At 71.7% G+C, this 18996-nt stretch carries 20 protein-coding genes; 13 read left to right on the forward strand and 7 right to left on the reverse strand.

What is annotated here, in order from left to right:
- Positions 1-13: 13 nt before the first annotated feature.
- Complete coding sequence (locus IW248_RS33950; RefSeq protein ID WP_196929617.1) at positions 14-160, reverse strand: zinc-binding dehydrogenase; 147 nt, start codon at positions 158-160, stop codon at positions 14-16.
- Positions 161-180: 20 nt separating this feature from the next.
- On the opposite strand from IW248_RS33950, the gene IW248_RS30140 reads away from it, so the two are divergent.
- The gene (locus tag IW248_RS30140) at positions 181-615 is read left to right on the forward strand and encodes a nuclear transport factor 2 family protein (protein ID WP_196929618.1); all 435 of its coding nucleotides are present in this window, start codon (positions 181-183) and stop codon (positions 613-615) included.
- Positions 616-736: 121 nt separating this feature from the next.
- On the opposite strand, the gene IW248_RS30145 is transcribed toward IW248_RS30140, so the two are convergent.
- Positions 737-1657 (reverse strand): alpha/beta fold hydrolase, encoded by a 921-nt coding sequence (locus tag IW248_RS30145; RefSeq protein ID WP_196929619.1) that lies wholly within the window; start codon positions 1655-1657, stop codon positions 737-739.
- Between the two features lie 126 nt (positions 1658-1783).
- The gene (locus IW248_RS30150; protein ID WP_196929620.1) at positions 1784-3928 is read right to left on the reverse strand and encodes a prolyl oligopeptidase family serine peptidase; all 2145 of its coding nucleotides are present in this window, start codon (positions 3926-3928) and stop codon (positions 1784-1786) included.
- An 87-nt stretch (positions 3929-4015) separates the two neighbouring features.
- Here IW248_RS30150 and mshB point away from each other — a divergent pair, with 87 nt between their 5' ends.
- The 3 genes from mshB (at position 4016) to IW248_RS30165 (ending at position 5965) form a co-directional block, all read left to right on the forward strand.
- Positions 4016-4942 carry an N-acetyl-1-D-myo-inositol-2-amino-2-deoxy-alpha-D-glucopyranoside deacetylase gene (mshB, locus tag IW248_RS30155; protein WP_124817836.1) on the forward strand — a complete coding sequence of 309 codons (927 nt, stop codon included), beginning with the start codon at positions 4016-4018 and terminating at the stop codon, positions 4940-4942.
- A gap of 17 nt (positions 4943-4959) precedes the next feature.
- On the forward strand, positions 4960-5397 hold the full coding sequence (locus IW248_RS30160) for a hypothetical protein (RefSeq protein WP_196929621.1): 438 nt from the start codon (positions 4960-4962) through the stop codon (positions 5395-5397).
- Between the two features lie 103 nt (positions 5398-5500).
- Positions 5501-5965 carry a hypothetical protein gene (locus tag IW248_RS30165; protein WP_196930421.1) on the forward strand — a complete coding sequence of 155 codons (465 nt, stop codon included), beginning with the start codon at positions 5501-5503 and terminating at the stop codon, positions 5963-5965.
- A gap of 5 nt (positions 5966-5970) precedes the next feature.
- Here the strand turns inward: IW248_RS30165 and IW248_RS30170 are convergent, their stop codons facing one another.
- On the reverse strand, positions 5971-6942 hold the full coding sequence (locus IW248_RS30170; RefSeq protein WP_196929622.1) for a GNAT family N-acetyltransferase: 972 nt from the start codon (positions 6940-6942) through the stop codon (positions 5971-5973).
- 79 nt (positions 6943-7021) lie between these two features.
- Between IW248_RS30170 and fdxA the strand changes: the two genes are divergently transcribed.
- The 5 genes from fdxA (at position 7022) to IW248_RS30195 (ending at position 10959) form a co-directional block, all read left to right on the forward strand.
- Positions 7022-7348, forward strand: a complete 327-nt coding sequence (gene fdxA, locus IW248_RS30175; protein ID WP_196929623.1) for a ferredoxin — start codon at positions 7022-7024, stop codon at positions 7346-7348.
- Complete coding sequence (gene dapC, locus IW248_RS30180) at positions 7345-8448, forward strand: succinyldiaminopimelate transaminase (RefSeq protein WP_269155263.1); 1104 nt, start codon at positions 7345-7347, stop codon at positions 8446-8448. The genes fdxA and dapC overlap by 4 nt, the downstream gene beginning before the upstream one ends.
- A 183-nt stretch (positions 8449-8631) precedes the next feature.
- Positions 8632-9651 carry a prephenate dehydrogenase gene (locus IW248_RS30185; protein WP_196929624.1) on the forward strand — a complete coding sequence of 340 codons (1020 nt, stop codon included), beginning with the start codon at positions 8632-8634 and terminating at the stop codon, positions 9649-9651.
- A gap of 13 nt (positions 9652-9664) precedes the next feature.
- On the forward strand, positions 9665-10312 hold the full coding sequence (locus tag IW248_RS30190) for an SIMPL domain-containing protein (protein WP_196930423.1): 648 nt from the start codon (positions 9665-9667) through the stop codon (positions 10310-10312).
- Positions 10312-10959, forward strand: coding sequence for a nucleoside/nucleotide kinase family protein (locus IW248_RS30195; RefSeq protein WP_196929625.1), 648 nt, complete (start codon positions 10312-10314; stop codon positions 10957-10959). Before IW248_RS30190 ends, IW248_RS30195 begins: the two co-directional genes overlap by 1 nt.
- Before the next feature lie 17 nt (positions 10960-10976).
- On the opposite strand, the gene IW248_RS30200 is transcribed toward IW248_RS30195, so the two are convergent.
- Positions 10977-11534 carry a sugar O-acetyltransferase gene (locus IW248_RS30200; protein WP_124817825.1) on the reverse strand — a complete coding sequence of 186 codons (558 nt, stop codon included), beginning with the start codon at positions 11532-11534 and terminating at the stop codon, positions 10977-10979.
- A gap of 110 nt (positions 11535-11644) precedes the next feature.
- Between IW248_RS30200 and IW248_RS30205 the strand changes: the two genes are divergently transcribed.
- Positions 11645-15034 carry a S8 family serine peptidase gene (locus IW248_RS30205; RefSeq protein WP_196929626.1) on the forward strand — a complete coding sequence of 1130 codons (3390 nt, stop codon included), beginning with the start codon at positions 11645-11647 and terminating at the stop codon, positions 15032-15034.
- Between the two features lie 51 nt (positions 15035-15085).
- Here IW248_RS30205 and dapD read toward each other — a convergent pair whose 3' ends face one another.
- Entirely contained in the window at positions 15086-16045 is a 960-nt protein-coding gene (gene dapD, locus IW248_RS30210) for a 2,3,4,5-tetrahydropyridine-2,6-dicarboxylate N-succinyltransferase (RefSeq protein ID WP_124817822.1), read from the reverse strand.
- 78 nt (positions 16046-16123) lie between these two features.
- Here dapD and dapE point away from each other — a divergent pair, with 78 nt between their 5' ends.
- Entirely contained in the window at positions 16124-17197 is a 1074-nt protein-coding gene (gene dapE, locus IW248_RS30215; RefSeq protein WP_196929627.1) for a succinyl-diaminopimelate desuccinylase, read from the forward strand.
- Positions 17198-17236: 39 nt separating this feature from the next.
- On the opposite strand, the gene IW248_RS30220 is transcribed toward dapE, so the two are convergent.
- Positions 17237-17404 (reverse strand): hypothetical protein, encoded by a 168-nt coding sequence (locus tag IW248_RS30220; protein ID WP_196930473.1) that lies wholly within the window; start codon positions 17402-17404, stop codon positions 17237-17239.
- Positions 17405-17558: 154 nt separating this feature from the next.
- Between IW248_RS30220 and IW248_RS30225 the strand changes: the two genes are divergently transcribed.
- Together IW248_RS30225 and IW248_RS30230 are read left to right on the forward strand one after the other, a co-directional pair.
- Positions 17559-18425: an LOG family protein gene (locus IW248_RS30225; RefSeq protein WP_196929628.1), complete on the forward strand. Its 867-nt coding sequence runs from the start codon at positions 17559-17561 to the stop codon at positions 18423-18425.
- Complete coding sequence (locus IW248_RS30230; RefSeq protein ID WP_124817817.1) at positions 18425-18970, forward strand: LOG family protein; 546 nt, start codon at positions 18425-18427, stop codon at positions 18968-18970. The genes IW248_RS30225 and IW248_RS30230 overlap by 1 nt, the downstream gene beginning before the upstream one ends.
- Positions 18971-18996 lie beyond the last annotated feature (26 nt).

Genomic DNA, 18996 nt, shown 5'->3' on the forward strand with positions numbered 1-18996 from the left:
CTTTCGCCGCGGATCAGGGGACGATCACCACGCTGCCGCGCACGCCGCCCTGGGCCAGCCGCTCGTGGGCGGCCGCCGCGTCGGCGAAGGGGTACACGTCAGCGACCCGGAGCGGGATGTCTCCGCTGTCATCTGGCCTTGGGAAACTTGCCGCGGGCATCGGTGCTGGCAAGGCCGGTGATGCACCGACGGCCCGCCGGATTGTCGCTGGCGGCGACTAGGGTCCGCGCCGTGGATGACACCTCGACGGCCCGGCAGGCCGCCCACGCCTACGTTGATCTTCTGGAGCGCCGCGACTGGTCCGGGTTGGCCGCCCTGCTCACCGATGATGTGGTCTACGAGATGCCGCAGACTCGGGAGCGCATTCGCGGCAAGGACGCGTTCCTGCGGTTCAACACCGAGTATCCCGGCGACTGGCACCTGCGGCCGCGACGGGTGATCGTCGATGGGCGCCTCGCTGCCCTGTTGCTCGACGTTCGCGTCGGCGACGAGCAGCAGGACGCGTGCGTCTGGCTGGAGATGTCCGAGCAGGGGCTGATCAGCAAGATCATCGACTACTGGCCCGAACCGTACGATCCGCCGCAGGGTCGGGAACACCTCGTGGAGCGGTGGTGATCGTCTGCCCGGCCGCCGCCCCGCTTCGTTCAAGGTCACGTTCGATCCTGGATCGAGCGCGATCTTGGGTGCGCGGGCGACGCGCAAAACGGACGGCGGGCTGGCTGAGCCACCCCTGCGTTCAGGAACGGCCGATGGAGCGGTCCAGGAAATCGTGGATCATCGGCGCGGCGACGTCGAGCTTGTCTTCCAGCAGGAAGTGGCCGGTGTCGAGCAGGTGGAACTCGGCCGACGGCAGGTCGCGCTTGTAGGGGTGGGCGCCAGCGGCCGGGAAGACCGGGTCGTTCTGGCCCCAGACGACAAGCGTCGGTGGCTGGTGGTCGCGGAAGAAGGCCTGGAATTCCGGGTACAACGTGACGTTGCTGCCGTAGTCGTAGAACAGATCCAGCTGGATGTCCGCGTTGCCGGGGCGGGCGAGCTGTACGTCGTCGTGGAGCCACCTGTCGGGGTCGAGCCGGCTGAGGTCCTTCACTCCGGCCGTGTACTGCTGCTTGACCGTGTCGGGCTTGAGGATGAACGCGATGGCCTGGCGGCGCTCGTCGGTCTTGTCCGCCCAGTAGGCCTTGATCGGATCCCAGAACTCGCTGAGGCCCTCTTCGTACGCGTTGCCGTTCTGCACGATGAGCGCGCTGACCCGTTCGGGCCCCTTGAGGGCCAGCCGGTAGCCGGTCGGCGCCCCGTAGTCGAAACAGTAGAGCGCGTATCGGTCCACTCCGAGCTGGTCGATCAGCCCGTTCATGAGGTCGGCGAAGTTGGCGAATGTGTAATCGAATGTCGATCGGTCCGGGCTGGCGCTGTGGCCGAAACCCGGGAAGTCCGGGGCGATCACCCGGTAGCGGTCCGCGAGCAGCGGGATCAGGTGGCGGAACTGCGAGGACGCGGTGGGAAATCCGTGCAGCAGCAGGACCGCAGGGCCATCGGCCGGGCCGGCTTCGCGGTAGAAGATGTCGATCCCGTTCACGGTCGCCGTGCGGAAGTGCGTGACCGGAAACTCGCCTTCCTGGACGGCGGAGACCGAGGGCTTCTGCGCAATGCCAACCATGCTGGAGTCCTTTCAGCACAAGGGAGAGCGGTGCCACCCTGGGAAATCGCGCAGCCGGGTCCCGCTTCGGTCAGCATGGCATTCGGCAGGGGGCTCGGTGTGCCGAACCCACTTATCGAATGCCGCTTACAACAGGTGGGTACGGAGGAAATCCAGTTCCAGGGGGAGCAGCCGTTCGGCGGTGCCGTTCGCGGCCAGGTGGGTGGCCCCGGTGAGCGGCAGCACGGCGTGCGGCCGGCCGGTGCTCAGCAGGGCCGCGGAGAGCCGCAGCGTGTGCGCGGCCACCACGTTGTCGTCGGCCATGCCGTGTACCAGCAGCAACGGGCGGGCCTGGTCCGGGCCGGTGACCGGCTCGGCGGCCAACTCGACGAGCGAATGGTGCGCGTAGATGTCCAGGCCGTCTTCCGGCAACCCCAGATAACGCTCGGTGTACGCGGTGTCGTACAGCGCCCAGTCGGTCACCGGGGCGCCCGCGATCCCGCACCGGAACAGCTCCGGGTGGCGCAGCACCGCCAACCCGGCCAGCCACCCGCCGAACGACCAACCCCGCACCCCCACGCGGCTCAGGTCCAGGTCCGGGTGCTTGCCGGCGAGCGCGGTCAGCGCGTCGATCTGGTCGGTCAGGATCACGTCGGCGACCCGCCGGTGGATCGCCTTCTCGAACGACGGGGCCACGCCCGGCGTACCCCGGTTGTCGATGGTGACCACCGCGAACCCGGCGTCGGCCCACCACTGCCGTTCCAACCACGCGGCCCGCGCCGCCACGACCTCCTGGTGCCCCGGGCCGCCGTAGATGTCCAGCAGCACCGGCAGCCGCCGGCCCGTCACGTGGTTGTCCGGGTAGAGCACCGCCGCCGGCAGCCGCCGATCGGTCACCCGTTCCAGCAACGGCAGCGGAGAGTACGGCGGGGTGGCGGCGAAGGACCGCAGCTCGGCGATCTCCTGGTCGCCGCGGCGCACCGTCCAGCGCACCCCGGCATGATCCAGCGACGCGACGCCGACGGCCAGCACGTCCCCGCCCACCGCCGCGGTGTACCAACCGGAGTCGGTGGTGAGCCGGCGCGCGTCCACCCCACCGCCGATGGTGGTGCGGACCCGGAACAGGTGCCGCTCGCTCGGCTCGCCGTCGCTCGCCTCCACCAGCAGGTCGGCCGGTCCGGCGGCGGCCGGCAGCCGACCCACCACCCGCCGCACGTACAGCGACGGCGGGGTGAGCAGCGTGCCGTCCGCGAACAGGCACCGGGCGTCGTACCCGTCGTGGGCCAGCTCCCCACCGACCAGCACCCGGCCGTCGGGCAGGTGCGTGGGGGTGCCGGCGATCGGTTCGACCCAGCGCGGGTCGGCCAGCTCGGCGTGCACCTGCGTCTCACCCGTCCGCGGGTCCACCGCCAGCACCAGCCCGTGCTGCTGCGAGCGGCGCAGCACGGTGATCAACGGGCTGCCGTCACCCCAGCTGACCCCGGTCAGGTACGGGTAGGTCTCCCGGTCCCAGTGCACGTCGACCCAGCCGTCGTCCAGGTCCAGCAGGTGCAGGCTGACCTCCGCGTTGGGCCCACCAGCCCGGGGGTACGCGATGGCGGTCGGCGGGCTCGCCGGCTCCGCCGGGTCGTGCAGGTGCCACCGCTCCAGGCGGGACTCGTCGACCCGGGCGGCGAGCACCATGCGGCTGTCCGGTGCCCACCAGTACCCCCGGAAACGGCCGAACTCCTCCGCCGCGATGTGCTCGGCCAACCCCCAGCTCACCCCGGCGTCCTCGCCGGCCAGCAGGGTGTCGGTCCCGTCCGGGTCGATCACCCGCAGCTCACCCCGACGCACACCATCGGCCGCGTCCGTCACGTACGCCAACCGCTGCCCGCTCGGGTCCGGACGTGGGTCCAGCACCGGGCCGACGGCCGCCACCTCCACCACGTCGCCGTGCACCAGATCGGCCCGGAACAAGCGCCCGGCCAGCGCGAACACCGCAACCCGACCGACCGCGTCCAACGCGTACGAGCCGATGCCGGCGGCGCTGAGCCGCAGCCGCTCGCGCAGCGCGCGTTCACCGGGGGAGAGGGACCGGACGTCGCCGCCCTCGCCCAGCAGGGTCGCCGGATCGGCGACCAGCCGCTCCTCGCCCGTGGCCACGTCCAGCAGCCAGAGCGCGTCCGCCGGATCCTCGGGGCCGGCGGAGCGCAGGAAGATCACCCGGGAGCCGTCCTCAGCCACCGAGACAGCGCGTGGCGCGCCGTGGCTGAACCGGCGGGTGCGGGCGGCCAGCTCCGGAAAGTCCACACGCCAAATCGTAGAGCCGGAGCGGAGGTGATGTGGCCGACCTGGGCGGACGCGTCAGCGTCAGCCGGGGGAGAACCGCCGGTTAGAGTGACCGTCGTGACGATGCTGCCCGACCGCCGCCTGCTGCTGGTCCACGCGCACCCCGACGACGAGTCGATCGGCACCGGCTCGACGATGGCCCACTACGCCGCCGACGGCGCGCACGTCACGCTGGTGACCTGCACGCTCGGCGAGGAGGGCGAGATCCACCTGCCCGCGCTGGCCCAGCTCGCCGCCGCCGAGGCCGACCAGCTCGGCGGGTACCGCGTCGCCGAGCTGGCCGCCGCGTGCGCCGCGCTCGGCGTCAGCGACCACCGCTTCCTCGGCGGCGCCGGCCGCTACCGCGACTCCGGGATGATGGGGCTCGCGACCAACCAGCACCCCCGGGCCTTCTGGCAGGCCGACCTCGACGAGGCCGCCGGGCATCTCGTGGAGATCATGCGAGAGGTACGCCCGCAGGTGCTCGTCACGTACGACCCGAACGGCTTCTACGGCCACCCCGACCACATCCAGGCCCACCGGGTGGCCATGCGCGCCGTCGAGCTGGCCACCGCCGAGGGCTGCGCCCCGCTCAAGGTCTACTGGACGGCGATGCCGCTCAGCGTCCTGGAGGCCGGCATGACGCACTTCGCCGAGTCCTCCGACAACCCGTTCGGCGGCATCGAGGACATCGCCGACCTGCCCTTCGGCACCCCGGACGCCCAGATCGCCGCCCGGATCGACGGCACCGACCAGCACACGGCCAAGGAGGCCGCGATGCGGGCGCACGCCACCCAGATCCCGGCCAACTCCTGGCTCTACTCGATCGCCGGCAACTTCGGCGGCGAGTTCATGGGCGTGGAGTACTTCACCCTCGCGGTCGGCGAGAAGGGCCCGGGCGCCGGGCCGTACGGCTGGGAGGACGACCTCTTCGCCGGCCTGCCCGCGGAGACCGCCCCGGACCGGTCCCCGGTCGCGGCGGCGGGTCTCCGGTGACAGTGCCGGCCGCACCGATGACCGTCGTGGAGGACCAGGAAGCCCCGCCCCCGGCGGGGCCACCGCCGCGACTGCTGGACCTGGGCGTCCGGCTGGTCGGTGCGATCGTCGTGGTCCTCGCCGGAGTGCTGACCGGCGTACTGGAGCTGCTGCTCGCCACGGTCCGCGTCGGCGGGCAACTGATCGGCGTGTCGGTACTCCTCGCCATCGGCGCCAACATCCTGCTGAGCTGGTTCGCGTACGAGGCGGTCGGCCGTCGCTGGGCGGTGGCGCTGCCAGCGGTGCCGTGGTTCGCGCTGATGGCGGTCGCCGCCATCCGGACCAACGAGGGCGACCTGCTGTTGGCCGGCGACAACTGGGTCGGGCTGGCCATGATCGTGGCCGGCGCGATGACGTTCGCGGTGATGGGCTTCCGACAGATCCTCGCCCCGCAGCCGCCCCTGCTCGCCGGCTGACGCCTGGTGCTGTCGGCTGATGACGTTTCACAGGTAAGGGTGGTAAATATTCCTGCCAGGGATGCGAACCCCACGACGGGGCGTACGGCAGGAGGGTCCGGCGATGGACAAGCGGTGGCGTGACCTCGGGGTGCTCGTAGCAGCGCTGTTCGCGGTCAACGTGGTCGCCCGACTGATCATCCGGCTCGGCTTCGACGGTGACGACACCGTCGCCGACCGGGTGTCACTGGCGATGTTCACGGTGATCGGGCTGATCCTCGCCGTGGTCGCCTTCCGCTGGGGGCGTCGTCGGCCGCTGGCGGGCTGGGCAGCCGACATGGCACTCGTCGTCCCGGTGGCGATGCTGCTGACCGTGCTGGTCGGACCTCTGCTGGTCGGTCACAACCCGTTCGCCGGCGGCGCGGGGACGTTCTTCGCGCAGATCTGGCTCTACCTGCTCGCCACCGGCGCCGGGTTGCTGATCGGCTACCTGGTGCTCACCGCGCTCGGCCGCGACTACCGCTCTCAGCAGCTGAAGCGGTACGCCGAGGTCAAGGCCGCCAAGCCTCGCCGAGTCGTCCGCCGCTGACGATCTCAGTTTGGGGCGACCCGGGTCAGGTAGGTGTGGTGGGTGACGAGACCGAGCCGCTGGTAGAGCGCGACCGCCGCCGCGTTGCGCTGCTCGACCTGGAGGAACGCGTGCGTCGCCCCGCCGGCCGCGCCCCAGCTGGCGAGTTCGTGGATCACGCGGCTGGCCAGCCCTTGTCGGCGGGCCGTCGGTAGTACTTCGACAAGGCTCAGGCCCAGCCAGCGCCCCTGGCCGGTCACTGTGCCGCGGCCGACTGCCACCAGAGCGTTGTCGGCGTACACGTGGGCGAAGCGGACCTGGTCCACGGCGGTGAGCACGTGCCGGGCGGCATCCGGCAGGCCGCCCTTGCGGCCGGCGGCGATGGCCAGCCACTCGTCGCTGGGCGCGGTGGCCAGCTCGACGACCGCGTTGCCCTGCCCGCCGGCCGGAGCGCTGCCGGGTGTCGACGTCAGCAGGGGTAGCGGCGCGATCTGCACCAGCGTCGGTGGGCGGGTGCTCCAGCCGCGGGCGTCCAGTTCGGCGCCGACCGGTGCGGCGAGGGGCAGCGGCGTGTTGATCAACGCGGGTTGGCCCAGTTCGGCGTACCAGCGCTGCACCGCGTCGACCGCTGCGGCCAGCGGTCGGTCCGGGTCGCCGATCGGCAGCGCCGAGTTGGCGCGCCCGGTCCAGCCCTCGGCCGACCGGAGCAACCAGTCACCGAGCCGACCCCGGGTCGGTGCCGGCCAGGCCTCGTCGGCTGCCCGCTCCAGCGCCACGACAGCGGCGGCGGTCGGCCGACGGGTCGGCGGTACGCGCTTGGCGCGGTGGACCTGCGCCACCGGGACCCGTAGCTGTCCCTGCGCGGTGGCCAGCGTGAGATGAGTCTCGCTCAGCTCCACCAGCTCGCCCAGAGCATCGGAGAATAGTGGGCGGCCCTCGCGAATCCCCACAATCCGGCGGACCACGATCCGGTGTCCCACATCCTGCTGTCGGAGCACGATCGACCCCCTCCCCGGCGAGATACTAGGCTCTTACCGTCGCGGGAGATCGCGGCGAGTCTTGCGGAGGAGAAGACCGGTGACCTACATCATCGCCGAGCCGTGCGTAGATGTGCTCGACAAGGCATGCATCGAGGAGTGCCCGGTCGACTGCATTTACGAGGGCAATCGGATGCTCTACATCCACCCCGACGAGTGCGTCGACTGTGGTGCCTGTGAGCCCGTCTGCCCCGTGGAGGCGATCTTCTACGAGGACGACGTCCCGGAGCAGTGGAAGGACTACACAGGCGCGAACTACGAGTTCTTCGAGGACCTGGGCTCGCCCGGTGGCGCCTCGAAGATCGGCAAGGTGGAGAAGGACGCCACCTTCGTCGCCGCGCAGCCGCCGCGCGGCGAGGGCAACTGAACCGGCCCGCGCCGGTCTCGTCGCGGCTGCCCGAGTTCACCTGGGACACCCTGGACGCCGCGGCCACGCTGGCCGCGGCGCATCCGGAGGGCCTGATCAACCTCTCCATGGGTACGCCTGTCGACCCGGTGCCGGAGGTGATCCGGCGGGCGTTGGCTGACGCGTCCGATGCCCCCGGTTACCCGCTGACCGCCGGCACCCCGGCGCTGCGGGCCGCGATCGCGGCGTGGGTGTCCCGAGCCTGTGGCGCTGGCGTCGACGGTCTCGGTGTGCTGCCGACCATCGGCTCTAAGGAGCTGGTGGCCTGGCTGCCCACGCTGCTCGGCATCGGCCCGGGTGACGTGGTGGTGGTGCCGTCGATCGCGTACCCCACCTACGAGGATGGCGCCCGGCTGGCCGGCGCCACAGTCGTCCGTACCGACTCGCTCACCTCGCTCGGGCCGACCCCGCGGGTCCGGTTGGTCTGGGTCAACTCGCCCGGCAACCCGACCGGCCGGGTGTTGCCCGCGGCGCACCTGCGCAAGGTGGTCGACTGGGCCCGCGAACGTGGCGCGGTGGTCGCGAGCGACGAGTGCTACCTGCCACTGGGCTGGTCGGCCGAGCCAATTTCGGTGCTGTCTCCGCAGGTCAGTGGGGGCAGCTATGCCGGGGTGCTCGCCGTGCACTCGCTCTCCAAGCGGTCCAACCTCGCCGGCTACCGGGCCGGCTTCGTCGCCGGCGACCCGGCGCTCGTCGCCGAGCTGCTCAAGGTCCGCAAGCACGCCGGCATGATCGTGCCCGCGCCGGTGCAGGCGGCCATGGTGGCCGCCTTGGAGGACGAGCGACACGCCGAGGAACAGCGGGAGCGTTACCGCGCCCGGCGGGAGGTGCTCCGCGCGGCGTTCACCGCTGCCGGGTTCACCGTCGAGCACTCCGAGGCGGGCCTCTACCTCTGGCTGACCCGGGGTGAGGACTGCTGGCAGACGGTCGACTGGCTGGCCCGACGCGGCATCCTGGTCGCCGCCGGCGTCTTCTACGGCCCCACGGCCGGGCAGCATGTCCGGGTCGCCCTGACCGAGTCCGACGAGCACATCGCCGCCGTCGCCGCGCGCCTCGCCTGATCGCGGTCCGGCGGTCGAGCCCGACGGCCGACCGCCCGGACGGCGTCCGCCGCTGACCTGGCGGAACGCGGTCGGGTCGGCGCAGCGGGCGGGAGCCTGTGGCCCTTGAACGCTATCCTCGGCCGCGGACCTGGTCGGGGCCGTCGCGGCCCCGCACCCCAGCAGGAACATCGAGGTGTGCGGATGGTGGACAGGCCAGGCGCGCGGGTGCGGGCGGCGGTGGTCGGCACCGGCCTGATCGGTGGCTCGGTGCTGCTCCGGATGTACGACGCCGGCATCGACGTGATCGGGTGGGACCCGGACGAGGCCACCCGGCGGGAGACCCGACGAGCGGGCGTACCCGCGCCGGATCGGCTGGTCGAGGCCGTGGCCGACCGGGACGTGGTCTTCCTGTGCGGGCCGTTGCCCACCCTGCCGGCGACGCTTGTCGAGGTGGCGGCGATGACCGGTGACCGGTGTGTGCTGACCGACGTCGGTAGCACCAAGGAGCAGGTGACGGCGTTCGCCGCCGCGCAGGGGCTGACGCATCGGTTCGTGCCCGGCCACCCGATGGCGGGCACCGACCGGTCGGGCTTGACGGCCGCACGGCCGGACCTGCTCACCGGAGCGGCCTGGGTGCTCTGTCCAGCACCTGGGCCGTCCACCACCTCGTTCCGTTGGCTGGCCGAGCTGCTGGTGGAGGTGTTCGAGGCCCGGGTGGTGCCGATGTCCGCCACGGAGCACGACTCGGCCGCCGCACTCGCCTCACACGTGCCGCACCTGCTCGCCGGCGCGCTGGCCGGCGCCGTGCAGCGCGCGCCGCTGCGCGACGCGATCCTCGCGCTCGCCGCCGGCAGCTTCTCCGACGGGACCCGGGTGGCCGGAACCCCCGCCGATCGGACCGCCAACATGCTGCTCGGCAATCGGGACCTGGTGCTCCGTGAGCTGGCCGAGGTCACCGTCTTCCTGGACGACCTGGCGGCCGCGCTGCGCGCCGACGACGCCCCGGCGCTCACCGCCCGGTACGACGAGGCGCGGGCCGCCCGCGCGGCACTGCGCGACCGGCGGTTCGATGCGTACGACCGGCAGTTCCCGGCCGGCGGTGACCACGCCGCGGAGGTGTCCTGGCTGCGTGAGTTGGGGGTGGCCGGCGGCCACCTGACCGGCCTGCGCGTCGACGCGGACACGGTCTCCTACACGGCGCGGCGCCTCGTCGCTGACTAGGCTGAGGGGCATGGTGGTGGACGGTCCGGTGGTGCAGGTACGCGGCGAGGCGTACCGGGAGGTGCCGCCCGAGCTGGCCCGGTTCGCGGTCACCGCGACGGCCCGCGACCGGGACCGGGAGGCGACGCTGACCCGGTTGGCCGAGCGGGCCGCGGCGGTCCGGGTCCTGCTGGACGGCTCCGGGCCGGCGGTGGCGCGGCGGGAGACCGGCGACCTGCGCGTGCGACCGGAGACCCGGCGCTCGGGTGAGCGGGTGGTCGCCTGGCACGGCAGTGTCACCACCACAGTCACCGTCACCGACTTCACCGCGTTGGGTGAGCTGATGCTCCGGCTCGCCGACCAGGACCAGGTCGAGGTGGCCGGCCCGTGGTGGGAGCTTCGTCCGGACAGCCCCGCCCATCGTGCGGCCCGGCACGCCGCGATCAGCGAGGCGCTGCTGCGAGCCCGGGAGTACGCGGAGGCGCTGGGCGCCCGGGTCACCTCGTTGATCGAGCTGGCCGATGCGGGCCCCGCCGACCGGCCGATGTTCGCCCGTGCGGCGTTCGCCAGTGGCGGTGGAGCGGGCGGTGGTCCGCCGGAGCTTGAGCTGGACCCGCAGCCGCAGACCGTGCAGGCGGCGGTGCAGGCGCGGTTCACCATCAGCGACCCGGTTCTGGGCTGATGCCGCCGGCCCGGGTGCTGTCCGTCGACGAGTTGGTGGAACGGGCGTTGGCGCTTGCCGAGGCCGGCTCGCGACAGCTGCTCGGCATCGCCGGTGCGCCGGGCGCGGGGAAGTCCACCCTGGCTGCGCGGATCGTCGCCGAGGTCGGGTCGGCCGCCTGCCTGGTGCCGATGGACGGCTTCCACCTGGCGCAGTCGCAGCTGGCCCGTCTGGGCCGCGCCGACCGCAAGGGCGCTGTGGACACCTTCGATGCCAACGGGTACGTCTCGCTGCTGCGCCGGTTGCGCCGGTTGGAGCCGACGTCGGTCTACGCGCCGGAGTTCCGGCGGGAGCTGGAGGAGCCGGTGGCCGGCGCGATCGAGGTGCTGCCGTCGGTCCGGCTGGTGGTGACCGAGGGCAACTACCTGCTGTTGGAGGATTTCCCCTGGCAGGAGATCCGACCGCTGCTGCACGAGGCGTGGTTCCTCGACCTGGACGCCGAGGTGCGGCACCGCCGGCTGACCGCCCGACACGAGGCGTTCGGTCGGTCTCCGGAGCAGGCGCGGGCGTGGGCGCTGGGCAGCGACGAGTCCAACGCGGCCCTGATCACCCCCACCGCCGGGCGGGCTGACCTGGTGGTCCGCCTGTCGGAGCCCCCGGCGGCCTGACAGCTGGCCGCTGACCGTTAGTCGAGTTGACGGACCGGTCGGGCCGGGTTGCCGACCGCGACCACGTTGGCGGGCAGGTCCCGGGTGACCACCGCGCCCGCGCCGACGACGGTGTTCGCGCCGATCGTCACGCCGGCCAGCACGATCGCGCCACCGCCGAGCCACACGTTGTCGCCGATGGTGATCGGCTTGGCCGCCTCCCACTTGTCCCGTCGTGGGCCGGGCTCGACCGGATGCGTCGGGGTGAGCAGCTGCACGTTCGGGCCGACCTGGACGTCCGCGCCGAGGGTGATCCGACCAACGTCGAGGAAGACCGCGTTGTAGTTGACGAAGCTGCGCGGGCCGATGCGGATCTGCCAGCCGTAGTCGCAGTAGAACGGTGGGCGGATCCAGGTGCCCTCGCCCAGTTCGCCGAGGAGTTCACGCAGTGCCGCGATCCGGGCCCGGGGGTCGGCTGCGGGACTTGTGTTGAAGCGTTCCATCAGCCGGGCGGCCTGCTCCAGGTCGGCGACGATAGCAGGATCGTCGGCGATGTATGGCTCGCCGGCGAGCATCTTGTCCTTCATGGAGGTCACGACCCGATCATGCCGGCCCGGTTCGTCGGCTCGTGGCGGGTTCGTCATCTTTCGGCCTTCATTTTGCATACCGAGTATGCAATTCTGGGTTGTCAATGTGACCCCCATCCATGAAGACGCTTGACGAGGAGGATCCGTTGCACCAGGGAAAAAGATTGGCCGCCCTCGGCCTCGTGTTCGCGCTGGCGCTCTCCGCGCCGGCTCCCGCCTCAGCCACGGCTGCGGCGCCCGCCCCACCCGGCGGCACCGGTCACCAGACCATTGCGGGTGGACCCATCGCCAACCGCTCGACCACCGTCACGCTGATCACCGGTGACCGGGTCACCGTCACCGCTTCCGGCGCCTCCGTCCGGCCCGGCACCGGCCGCGAGGACGTGCGGTTCCTGGTCCAGCGTGACCGCGGTCGCCTCTCGGTGACACCGACGGACGCGCTGCCGTTGCTGCGCTCGGGCCGGGTGGACCGGCGACTCTTCGACGTCACCGGGCTGGTCGAGGCGGGTTACGACGACGCCCGCCGTGACACCCTGCCGCTGCTGGCGGCGTACGGCTCGACGGGTGCCGCCCGGCGTGCCCCGGCCGCTCTGCCCGGCACGCGGGTGACCCGCGACCTGCCGGCGATTCGTGGTGCCGCACTGAACAGCGACAAGTCTTCCCTCGGCGCGGTCTGGGAGACGGTCACCACCACCGGTCCCGCCGGGGCTCGGCTCGACGCGGCGGGGGGCGTCGAGCGGATCTGGCTGGACGGCCGTCGACGGGTGACGCTCGACCACAGCGTGCCGCAGATCGGCGCGCCCGCCGCCTGGGCGGCCGGGTTCACCGGCGCGGGAGTGTCCGTCGCGGTGCTGGACACCGGCGTCGACGCGACCCACCCGGACCTGGCCGGCAAGGTGGCCGAGGCGCGCAACTTCACCGAGGTCGCCGACGCTCGGGACATGGTCGGCCACGGCACCCACGTGGCCTCGACCATCGCGGGCAGCGGCGCTGCCGCAGGCGGCAAGTACCGGGGTGTGGCGCCGGACGCGACGCTGCTGGACGGCAAGGTCTGTGAGGACACCGGCTGCTCCGATTCGGCGATCCTCGCGGGCATGCAGTGGGCCGCGGTGGAGAAGAAGGCCGCCGTGGTCAACATGAGCCTCAGCGGCTGGGACACCCCGGAGGTCGACCCGCTGGAGGAGGCGGTGCAGAGCCTGACCGCTCAGACCGGCACCCTCTTCGTCCTCGCGGCCGGCAACGACGGCATGGACGGCTCGGTCGGCTCCCCGGCCACCGCCGACGCCGGGCTCGCCGTGGGCGCTGTCGACCGCGACGACGAACTGGCCGAATTCTCCAGCCGGGGCCCGCGGGTCGGCGACGACGCGCTGAAGCCGGACATCACCGCGCCCGGCGTCGACATCGTCGCCGCCCGGTCCGCCAACGGCTACATCGGTGATCCGGTGGACGACCGCTACGTCACGCTTTCCGGCACCTCGATGGCCACCCCGCACGTGGCCGGGTCGGCAGCGCTGCTGGCCCAGCAGCACCCGGGATGGCGGGCCGACCGGCTCAAGGCCACCCTGATGGCCGCCGCCAAGCCGCACCCGGACCAGACCGCCTACCAGCAGGGAGCCGGGCGGGTCGACGTCGCCCACGCGATCACCCAGCAGGTCAGCACCGACCCGGTGAGCGTCTCGTTCGGGCGTACGCTCTGGCCGCACACCGACGACGCCCCGATCACCCGCACGGTGACCTGGCGCAACGACGGTCCGGCCGCGGTCACCGTGGACCTGAGCGTCGAGGGCGCTGGCCCCGGCGGTCGCGCGCTACCGGCCGGCCTGTTCCAGTTGGGCGCCAACCAACTCACCGTGCCGGCGGGTGGCACGGCCGCCACGACCGTCACCGCGGACACCCGGCTCGGCGACGCCGACGGTTACTGGACCGGGCGGATCGTGGCCCGATCCGGGACTGCCGTCGCTGTCACCCCGCTCGCCGTGCACCGGGAGGTGGAGAGCTACACGCTGACCGTGGAGCACCTGAACCGCGCCGGCGAGCGCACCGCGGACCACTGGAGCTCCCTGGTCGGGATGGACACCTACGGCTTCTGGGACGTCGTCAGCTCCGACGGGGTGGCCACCGTGCGGGTGCCCAAGGGGCACTACGGCCTGAGCGGCCTCGTCTTCGAGCCCGGACCGGAAGATGAGCAGCGCGGCATGTCCATGCTGATGCAGCCCGAACTGACCCTCGATCGGGACACCCGGATCGTCGTGGACGCCCGCCGGGCCAAGCCGGTACGGACGACCGTGCCGGACCGGACCGCCGTCCCGCAACTGATCGACCTCAGCGGCAACTTCACCGCCGATGACGGCAGCGGATACGGCGTCGGGCTCTGGGCGGAAACGTTCACCGGCCTGGCCAGCGGTCAGCTCGGCAAGCCGGTCTCCGCCGACAAGTTCGTCGCCACCGTCAGCAGCAACTGGACCAAGCCGGACCCGGCCAACAGCCCGTACCTGTACGCGCTGGCCGAAGCGATCCCCGGCCGGATGCCCACCGGCTTCGTCCGCGACTACGCCCGACGGGACCTGGCCACCGTCGTGCACCAGTTCCGCGGTGGCTACCCGGGCATGGAGGCCGAGCGGCTCGTGTTCCCCGAGCTGGAGTACAACGTCGGCTATTCCGCGCTGGTGCTGCCCACCGTCGTGCCCGGCCAGCGGGTGGAGTACTACAACACCACGGGTGTGAAGTGGGAATCCGAGGTCGACTTCGGAACGGTGGACGAGGAAGGGTGGTTGAATCCGAAGGCAGCGCTCTTCTCCACCCCCACCGCGTACCGGGCCGGGCGGACGGTGCAGGAGATCTGGAACCAGGCGCCGTACGGACCGTCCTTCCCGAAGCCGCGCTGGCCGAACCAGAGCGTCAGTCGGGTCGGCGACACCATCCTGGCCGACGTGCCGATCTTCAGCGACGCGGCCGGGCACCCGGGCTTCTCGCTGAGCGACAGTGAGCACACCAAGCTCTGGCGCAACGGCAAGCTGGTCGGCGAGAGCGAGTACGCCGGCTACGGGGAGTTCACAGTGCCACCGGGTGCTGCGGACTACCGGCTCGTCACGTCGTCGAAGCGAAGCTTCACCGACCTGAGCACCGCCGTGGAGTCCAGCTGGACCTTCCGGTCGAGGCACGTCGCCGGTGACACGCCGGCCCGACTGCCCCTGTCGGCGATCCGCTTCGCGCCGCCCTTGCGGGTGGACAACAGCGCCCCGGCCGGTCAGGGCTTCGTCGTCCCCGTGCGGGTGCAGCGGCAGCCCGAATCGGCGGCCACCCGGGTGGAGAAGCTCGCTGTCGACGTCTCGTACGACGGCGGGAAGACCTGGAGCAAGGCCAAGCTGGTCCGCACCTCCGCCGACGGCTGGTCGGCCCTGTTGCGGCACCCGGCCGGCACCGGCTACGTGTCGCTGCGGGCCAGTGCCCGGGACACCGCCGGCAACACGGTGACCCAACGGATCATCCAGGCGTACCGGTTGCGCTGAGGCGTACCCCGTCCGGGTCCGCGGCCGAACGCCGCGGACCCGGCGGGTCCGTCAGTCGTTGGCGTGCAGGGCGGCGTTCAGTTCGATGCCCCGACCGGTGCGCGGCCGCGCCTCCAGCCCGCCGGTGACCGAGTTGCGCCAGAACAACAGGCCGTCGACACCGGACAGCTCCCGGGCCTTGACCACCCGACCGTCGGGGAGCGTGATCTTCGACGCGGCGGTGATGTAGCAGCCGGCCTCGACCACACAGTCGTCGCCGAGCGAGATCCCGACGCCGGCGTTCGCGCCGACCAGGCTCCGCTCGCCGATGCTGATCTTGTCGGTGCCGCCGCCGGAGAGGGTGCCCATGATGGAGGCCCCGCCGCCGATGTCGGAGCCGTCGCCGACCAGCACGCCCTGCACGATCCGCCCCTCGACCATCGAGGTGCCGACGGTGCCGGCGTTGAAGTTCACGAAACCCTCGTGCATCACTGTGGTGCCGGCGGCCAGGTGAGCGCCGAGGCGCACCCGGTCGGCGTCGGCGATCCGCACACCGGAGGGCACCACGTAGTCGGTCATCCGGGGGAACTTGTCGACCCCGTACACCGCCAGGTGCCGGCCGGCGGCCCGCTCGATCACCCGCAGCTCGTCCACCCGCTCCGGGGGGCACGGCCCGGCGGACGTCCAGGCCACGTTGGCCAGCTTGCCGAAGATGCCGTCCAGGTTGAGCTGGTTGGGTCGGACCAGGCGGTGCGACAGCAGATGCAACCGGAGGTACGCGTCGGACGCGTCCTTGATCGGGTCGTCCAGCGAGCCGATCACGGTGACCACCTGCACGGTACGCAGACCGGGCAGGGGCCGGTCGCCGAGCGCGGCCGGTGGCAGGTCGAGCACGTCCGCCTTGTCCTCGCCGGTGACCAGCGGCAGCTCGCCCAGGCCCAGCTTGCCGGTCGGGTACCAGGTATCGAGCACCTGCTCGTCGGCGGTGACCGTAGCCAGGCCGATGCCCCAGGCGGAATCTCCGGACGTCACTGTTACACCTCTCGGTCACGGCCGGGCTGACCTCGGCTCGCTCCTCGCGCTGACAGACCTGAAGGTACCGTGCGAACCATGGAGAACCCGCTGACCCCCGAGGTCCTCGCCGATCCGGTGCAGCTGACCCGCGCACTTGTCGACATAGAGTCCGTGTCCCTCAACGAGAAGGCCATCGCCGACTGTGTCGAAGAGGTGCTGCGGGGCGTACCGCACCTGACCACCCACCGGCACGGCAACACGGTGATGGCGCGCACCGACCTCGGTCGGTCGCAGCGCGTCGTGTTGGCCGGGCACCTCGACACGGTGCCGCTGAACAACAACTTCCCGTCGACCATGCGCGGCGACCTGATGTACGGCTGCGGCACCTCCGACATGAAGTCCGGCACCGCGTACGCGCTGCACCTGGCGGTGACGCTGCCCGAGCCGCGCTACGACGTGACGTACTTTTTCTACGAGGCCGAGGAGATCGAGTCCCGGTACAACGGCCTCAACCTCGTCGCCCAGGCGTTCCCGGAGTGGTTGCAGGCGGACTTCGCGGTGCTGCTGGAGCCGACGTACGGCATCGTCGAGGCGGGCTGCCAGGGCACCATGCGCTCGGTGGTCACCACGACCGGCGTACGCGCCCACTCGGCGCGCTCCTGGCACGGGGTGAACGCCATCCACGCCGCCGGTGAGGTGCTGCGACGTCTCCAGACGTACGAGGCGCGCCGGGTCACCATCGACGGCTGCGACTACCGCGAGGGCATGAACGCGGTCCGGATCAACGGCGGGGTGGCCGGCAACGTGGTCCCCGATCTCTGTCAGGTCGAGGTCAACTACCGGTTCGCCCCGGATCGCACCCCGGCCGAGGCGGAGGCGCACCTGCGTGAGGTGTTCGCCGGCTTCGAGGTGACAGTCACCGACACGGCTGCCGGTGCCGCGCCCGGGCTCGACGCGGCTCCCGCGAAGGAGTTCCTGGCGGCGGTCGGCGCCGCGCCGATCGGCAAGCTGGGCTGGACGGATGTGGCCCGGTTCGCGGCGATGGGCATCCCCGCGCTGAACTTCGGGCCGGGCGACCCGAACCTCGCCCACCACCCCGACGAGCACGTCGAGATCAGCAAGATCCGCGACGGTGCGGCAACCCTGCACCGCTGGCTGGCCCCGGCCTAACCCCGGCTCCCGCGCCCGTCGGTGATCAAGAGGTTTGCGTCAGCCTGGCCCGTTGTCGGCGACGCAAACCTCTTGATCGGCTCCGGAAGGTGTGGGGGAGGTGGGGGTTGGGTTCTGCTGGCGGGTGCGGCGGCGCTCGGCCACCACGTCTTGGATCCGTCGCTGCATCTGGCGACGAATCCGGATCATCTCGCTGTTGCTGATCACGCTGTCTCCTCCCCCGAAGGCGCGCGCCGGGGCATACCCGGTATGTGAATAGTAAGACGTACGGGAGCGCCGAATAGTTGCCCATGATCCCGAACTATTTCTCGGCGTCTGCGCCCCGCGTACCCGGCCGGTGCTGCTCCACTACGGTTGGCCCATGAGCCAGAGCAACGGGCGGGAGGCCGGTCGCGGCCCGGGACAGGAGCGTCATCGCGGTGCGGTCACCCTTCGCAGGGGGTCGATCCCGAGCAGCACCGCGGACCAGCGGTTGCTGGATTCGCGGGGGCGGGGCGACTGGAAGAGCAAGGACGCCTGGCGCGCGCTGCGCATCCTCGCCGAGTTCGTCGAGGGTTTCGACACCCTCGCCGACGTGCCGTCGGCGGTCAGCGTCTTCGGCTCCGCGCGCAGCGCGCCGGACAGCGTCGAGTGTCAGTTGGCCGAGCGGTTGGCCGGCGCGCTGGCCCGAGCCGGCTACGCGGTGATCACCGGAGGTGGGCCCGGAGTGATGGAGGCCGCCAACCGCGGCGCCAGCGAGGCCGGTGGGCTCTCCGTGGGGCTCGGCATCGAGCTTCCGTTCGAGCAGGGCATCAACGAGTGGGTCGACCTGGCCATCGACTTCCGCTACTTCTTCGCCCGCAAGACGATGTTCGTCAAGTACGCCCAGGCGTTCGTCGTGCTGCCCGGTGGGTTCGGCACCATGGACGAGCTGTTCGAGGCGCTCACCCTGGTGCAGACCGGCAAGGTCACCCGGTTCCCGGTGGTGCTCATGGGGGTCGCCTACTGGCAGGGCCTGCTGGACTGGCTGCGCGACACGATGGCCGCCACCGGCAAGATCGGGCCGGTCGACCTTGACCTCATCTGCCTCACCGACGACGTCAACGAGGCGGTCAAGTACATCGTCGAGGCGGAGGCCGCGCTCTCCGCCGAGCAGGAGGCGGTCCGGGAAGAAGCCGTCGCCCGCACCGGCGCAGCCCAGCAGGCCGCCGCCGAACAGGCCGCCGAGCAGCCCCGGGATCACGACTGATGGCGGCGATCTGCGTCTTCTGCGCCTCCTCTCGTACCCTCGATCAGCGCTGGTTGGACCTGGCCGCCGAGACTGGCGCGGAGCTTGCCCGGCGCGGGCACACGCTGGTCAGCGGTGGTGGCTGTGTCGGCATGATGGGCGCGCTGGCGGACGGCGCCCGATCCGCCGGTGGGCGCACCGTCGGCGTGATCCCGCAGTCGCTCGTCGATCTGGAGGTCGCCGACCTGGCCTCGGACGAGCTGCTGGTGACCGACTCGATGGCCAGCCGCAAGACCCTGATGATCGACAAGTCGGATGCCTTCCTCACCCTGCCCGGTGGGCTGGGCACCCTGGACGAGTTGTTCGAGGTCTGGACCACCGCCACCCTCGCCCTGCACACCAAGCCGATGGTGCTGATCGACACCGACGGGTTCTACCGCCCCCTGCTGGACTGGCTGGACACGCTGGCCGACCAGACCTTCCTGAAGCCCGCCGGCCGCGACCTCCTGACGGTCACCACCACCGTCCAAGAGGCCCTGAACGTCCTGGAATCCCACCTAACCTAACCCCCACCCCAGCCCCCCCGCCTCTT

Origin of the sequence: Micromonospora ureilytica (genome assembly GCF_015751765.1) — a bacterium.
Taxonomy (GTDB): Bacteria; Actinomycetota; Actinomycetes; order Mycobacteriales; family Micromonosporaceae; genus Micromonospora; species Micromonospora ureilytica.

What these genes read in the sequence shown, in the direction of transcription:
- IW248_RS33950 (WP_196929617.1), bottom strand. Translation starts at nt 160, where the DNA reads ATGCCCGCGGCAAGTTTCCCAAGGCCAGATGACAGCGGAGACATCCCG.
- IW248_RS30140 (WP_196929618.1), top strand. Translation starts at nt 181, where the DNA reads ATGCACCGACGGCCCGCCGGATTGTCGCTGGCGGCGACTAGGGTCCGC.
- IW248_RS30145 (WP_196929619.1), bottom strand. Translation starts at nt 1,657, where the DNA reads ATGGTTGGCATTGCGCAGAAGCCCTCGGTCTCCGCCGTCCAGGAAGGC.
- IW248_RS30160 (WP_196929621.1), top strand. Translation starts at nt 4,960, where the DNA reads ATGACCGTCGTGGAGGACCAGGAAGCCCCGCCCCCGGCGGGGCCACCG.
- IW248_RS30165 (WP_196930421.1), top strand. Translation starts at nt 5,501, where the DNA reads ATGGACAAGCGGTGGCGTGACCTCGGGGTGCTCGTAGCAGCGCTGTTC.
- IW248_RS30185 (WP_196929624.1), top strand. Translation starts at nt 8,632, where the DNA reads ATGGTGGACAGGCCAGGCGCGCGGGTGCGGGCGGCGGTGGTCGGCACC.
- IW248_RS30195 (WP_196929625.1), top strand. Translation starts at nt 10,312, where the DNA reads ATGCCGCCGGCCCGGGTGCTGTCCGTCGACGAGTTGGTGGAACGGGCG.
- IW248_RS30205 (WP_196929626.1), top strand. Translation starts at nt 11,645, where the DNA reads ATGAAGACGCTTGACGAGGAGGATCCGTTGCACCAGGGAAAAAGATTG.
- dapE (WP_196929627.1), top strand. Translation starts at nt 16,124, where the DNA reads ATGGAGAACCCGCTGACCCCCGAGGTCCTCGCCGATCCGGTGCAGCTG.
- IW248_RS30225 (WP_196929628.1), top strand. Translation starts at nt 17,559, where the DNA reads ATGAGCCAGAGCAACGGGCGGGAGGCCGGTCGCGGCCCGGGACAGGAG.
- IW248_RS30230 (WP_124817817.1), top strand. Translation starts at nt 18,425, where the DNA reads ATGGCGGCGATCTGCGTCTTCTGCGCCTCCTCTCGTACCCTCGATCAG.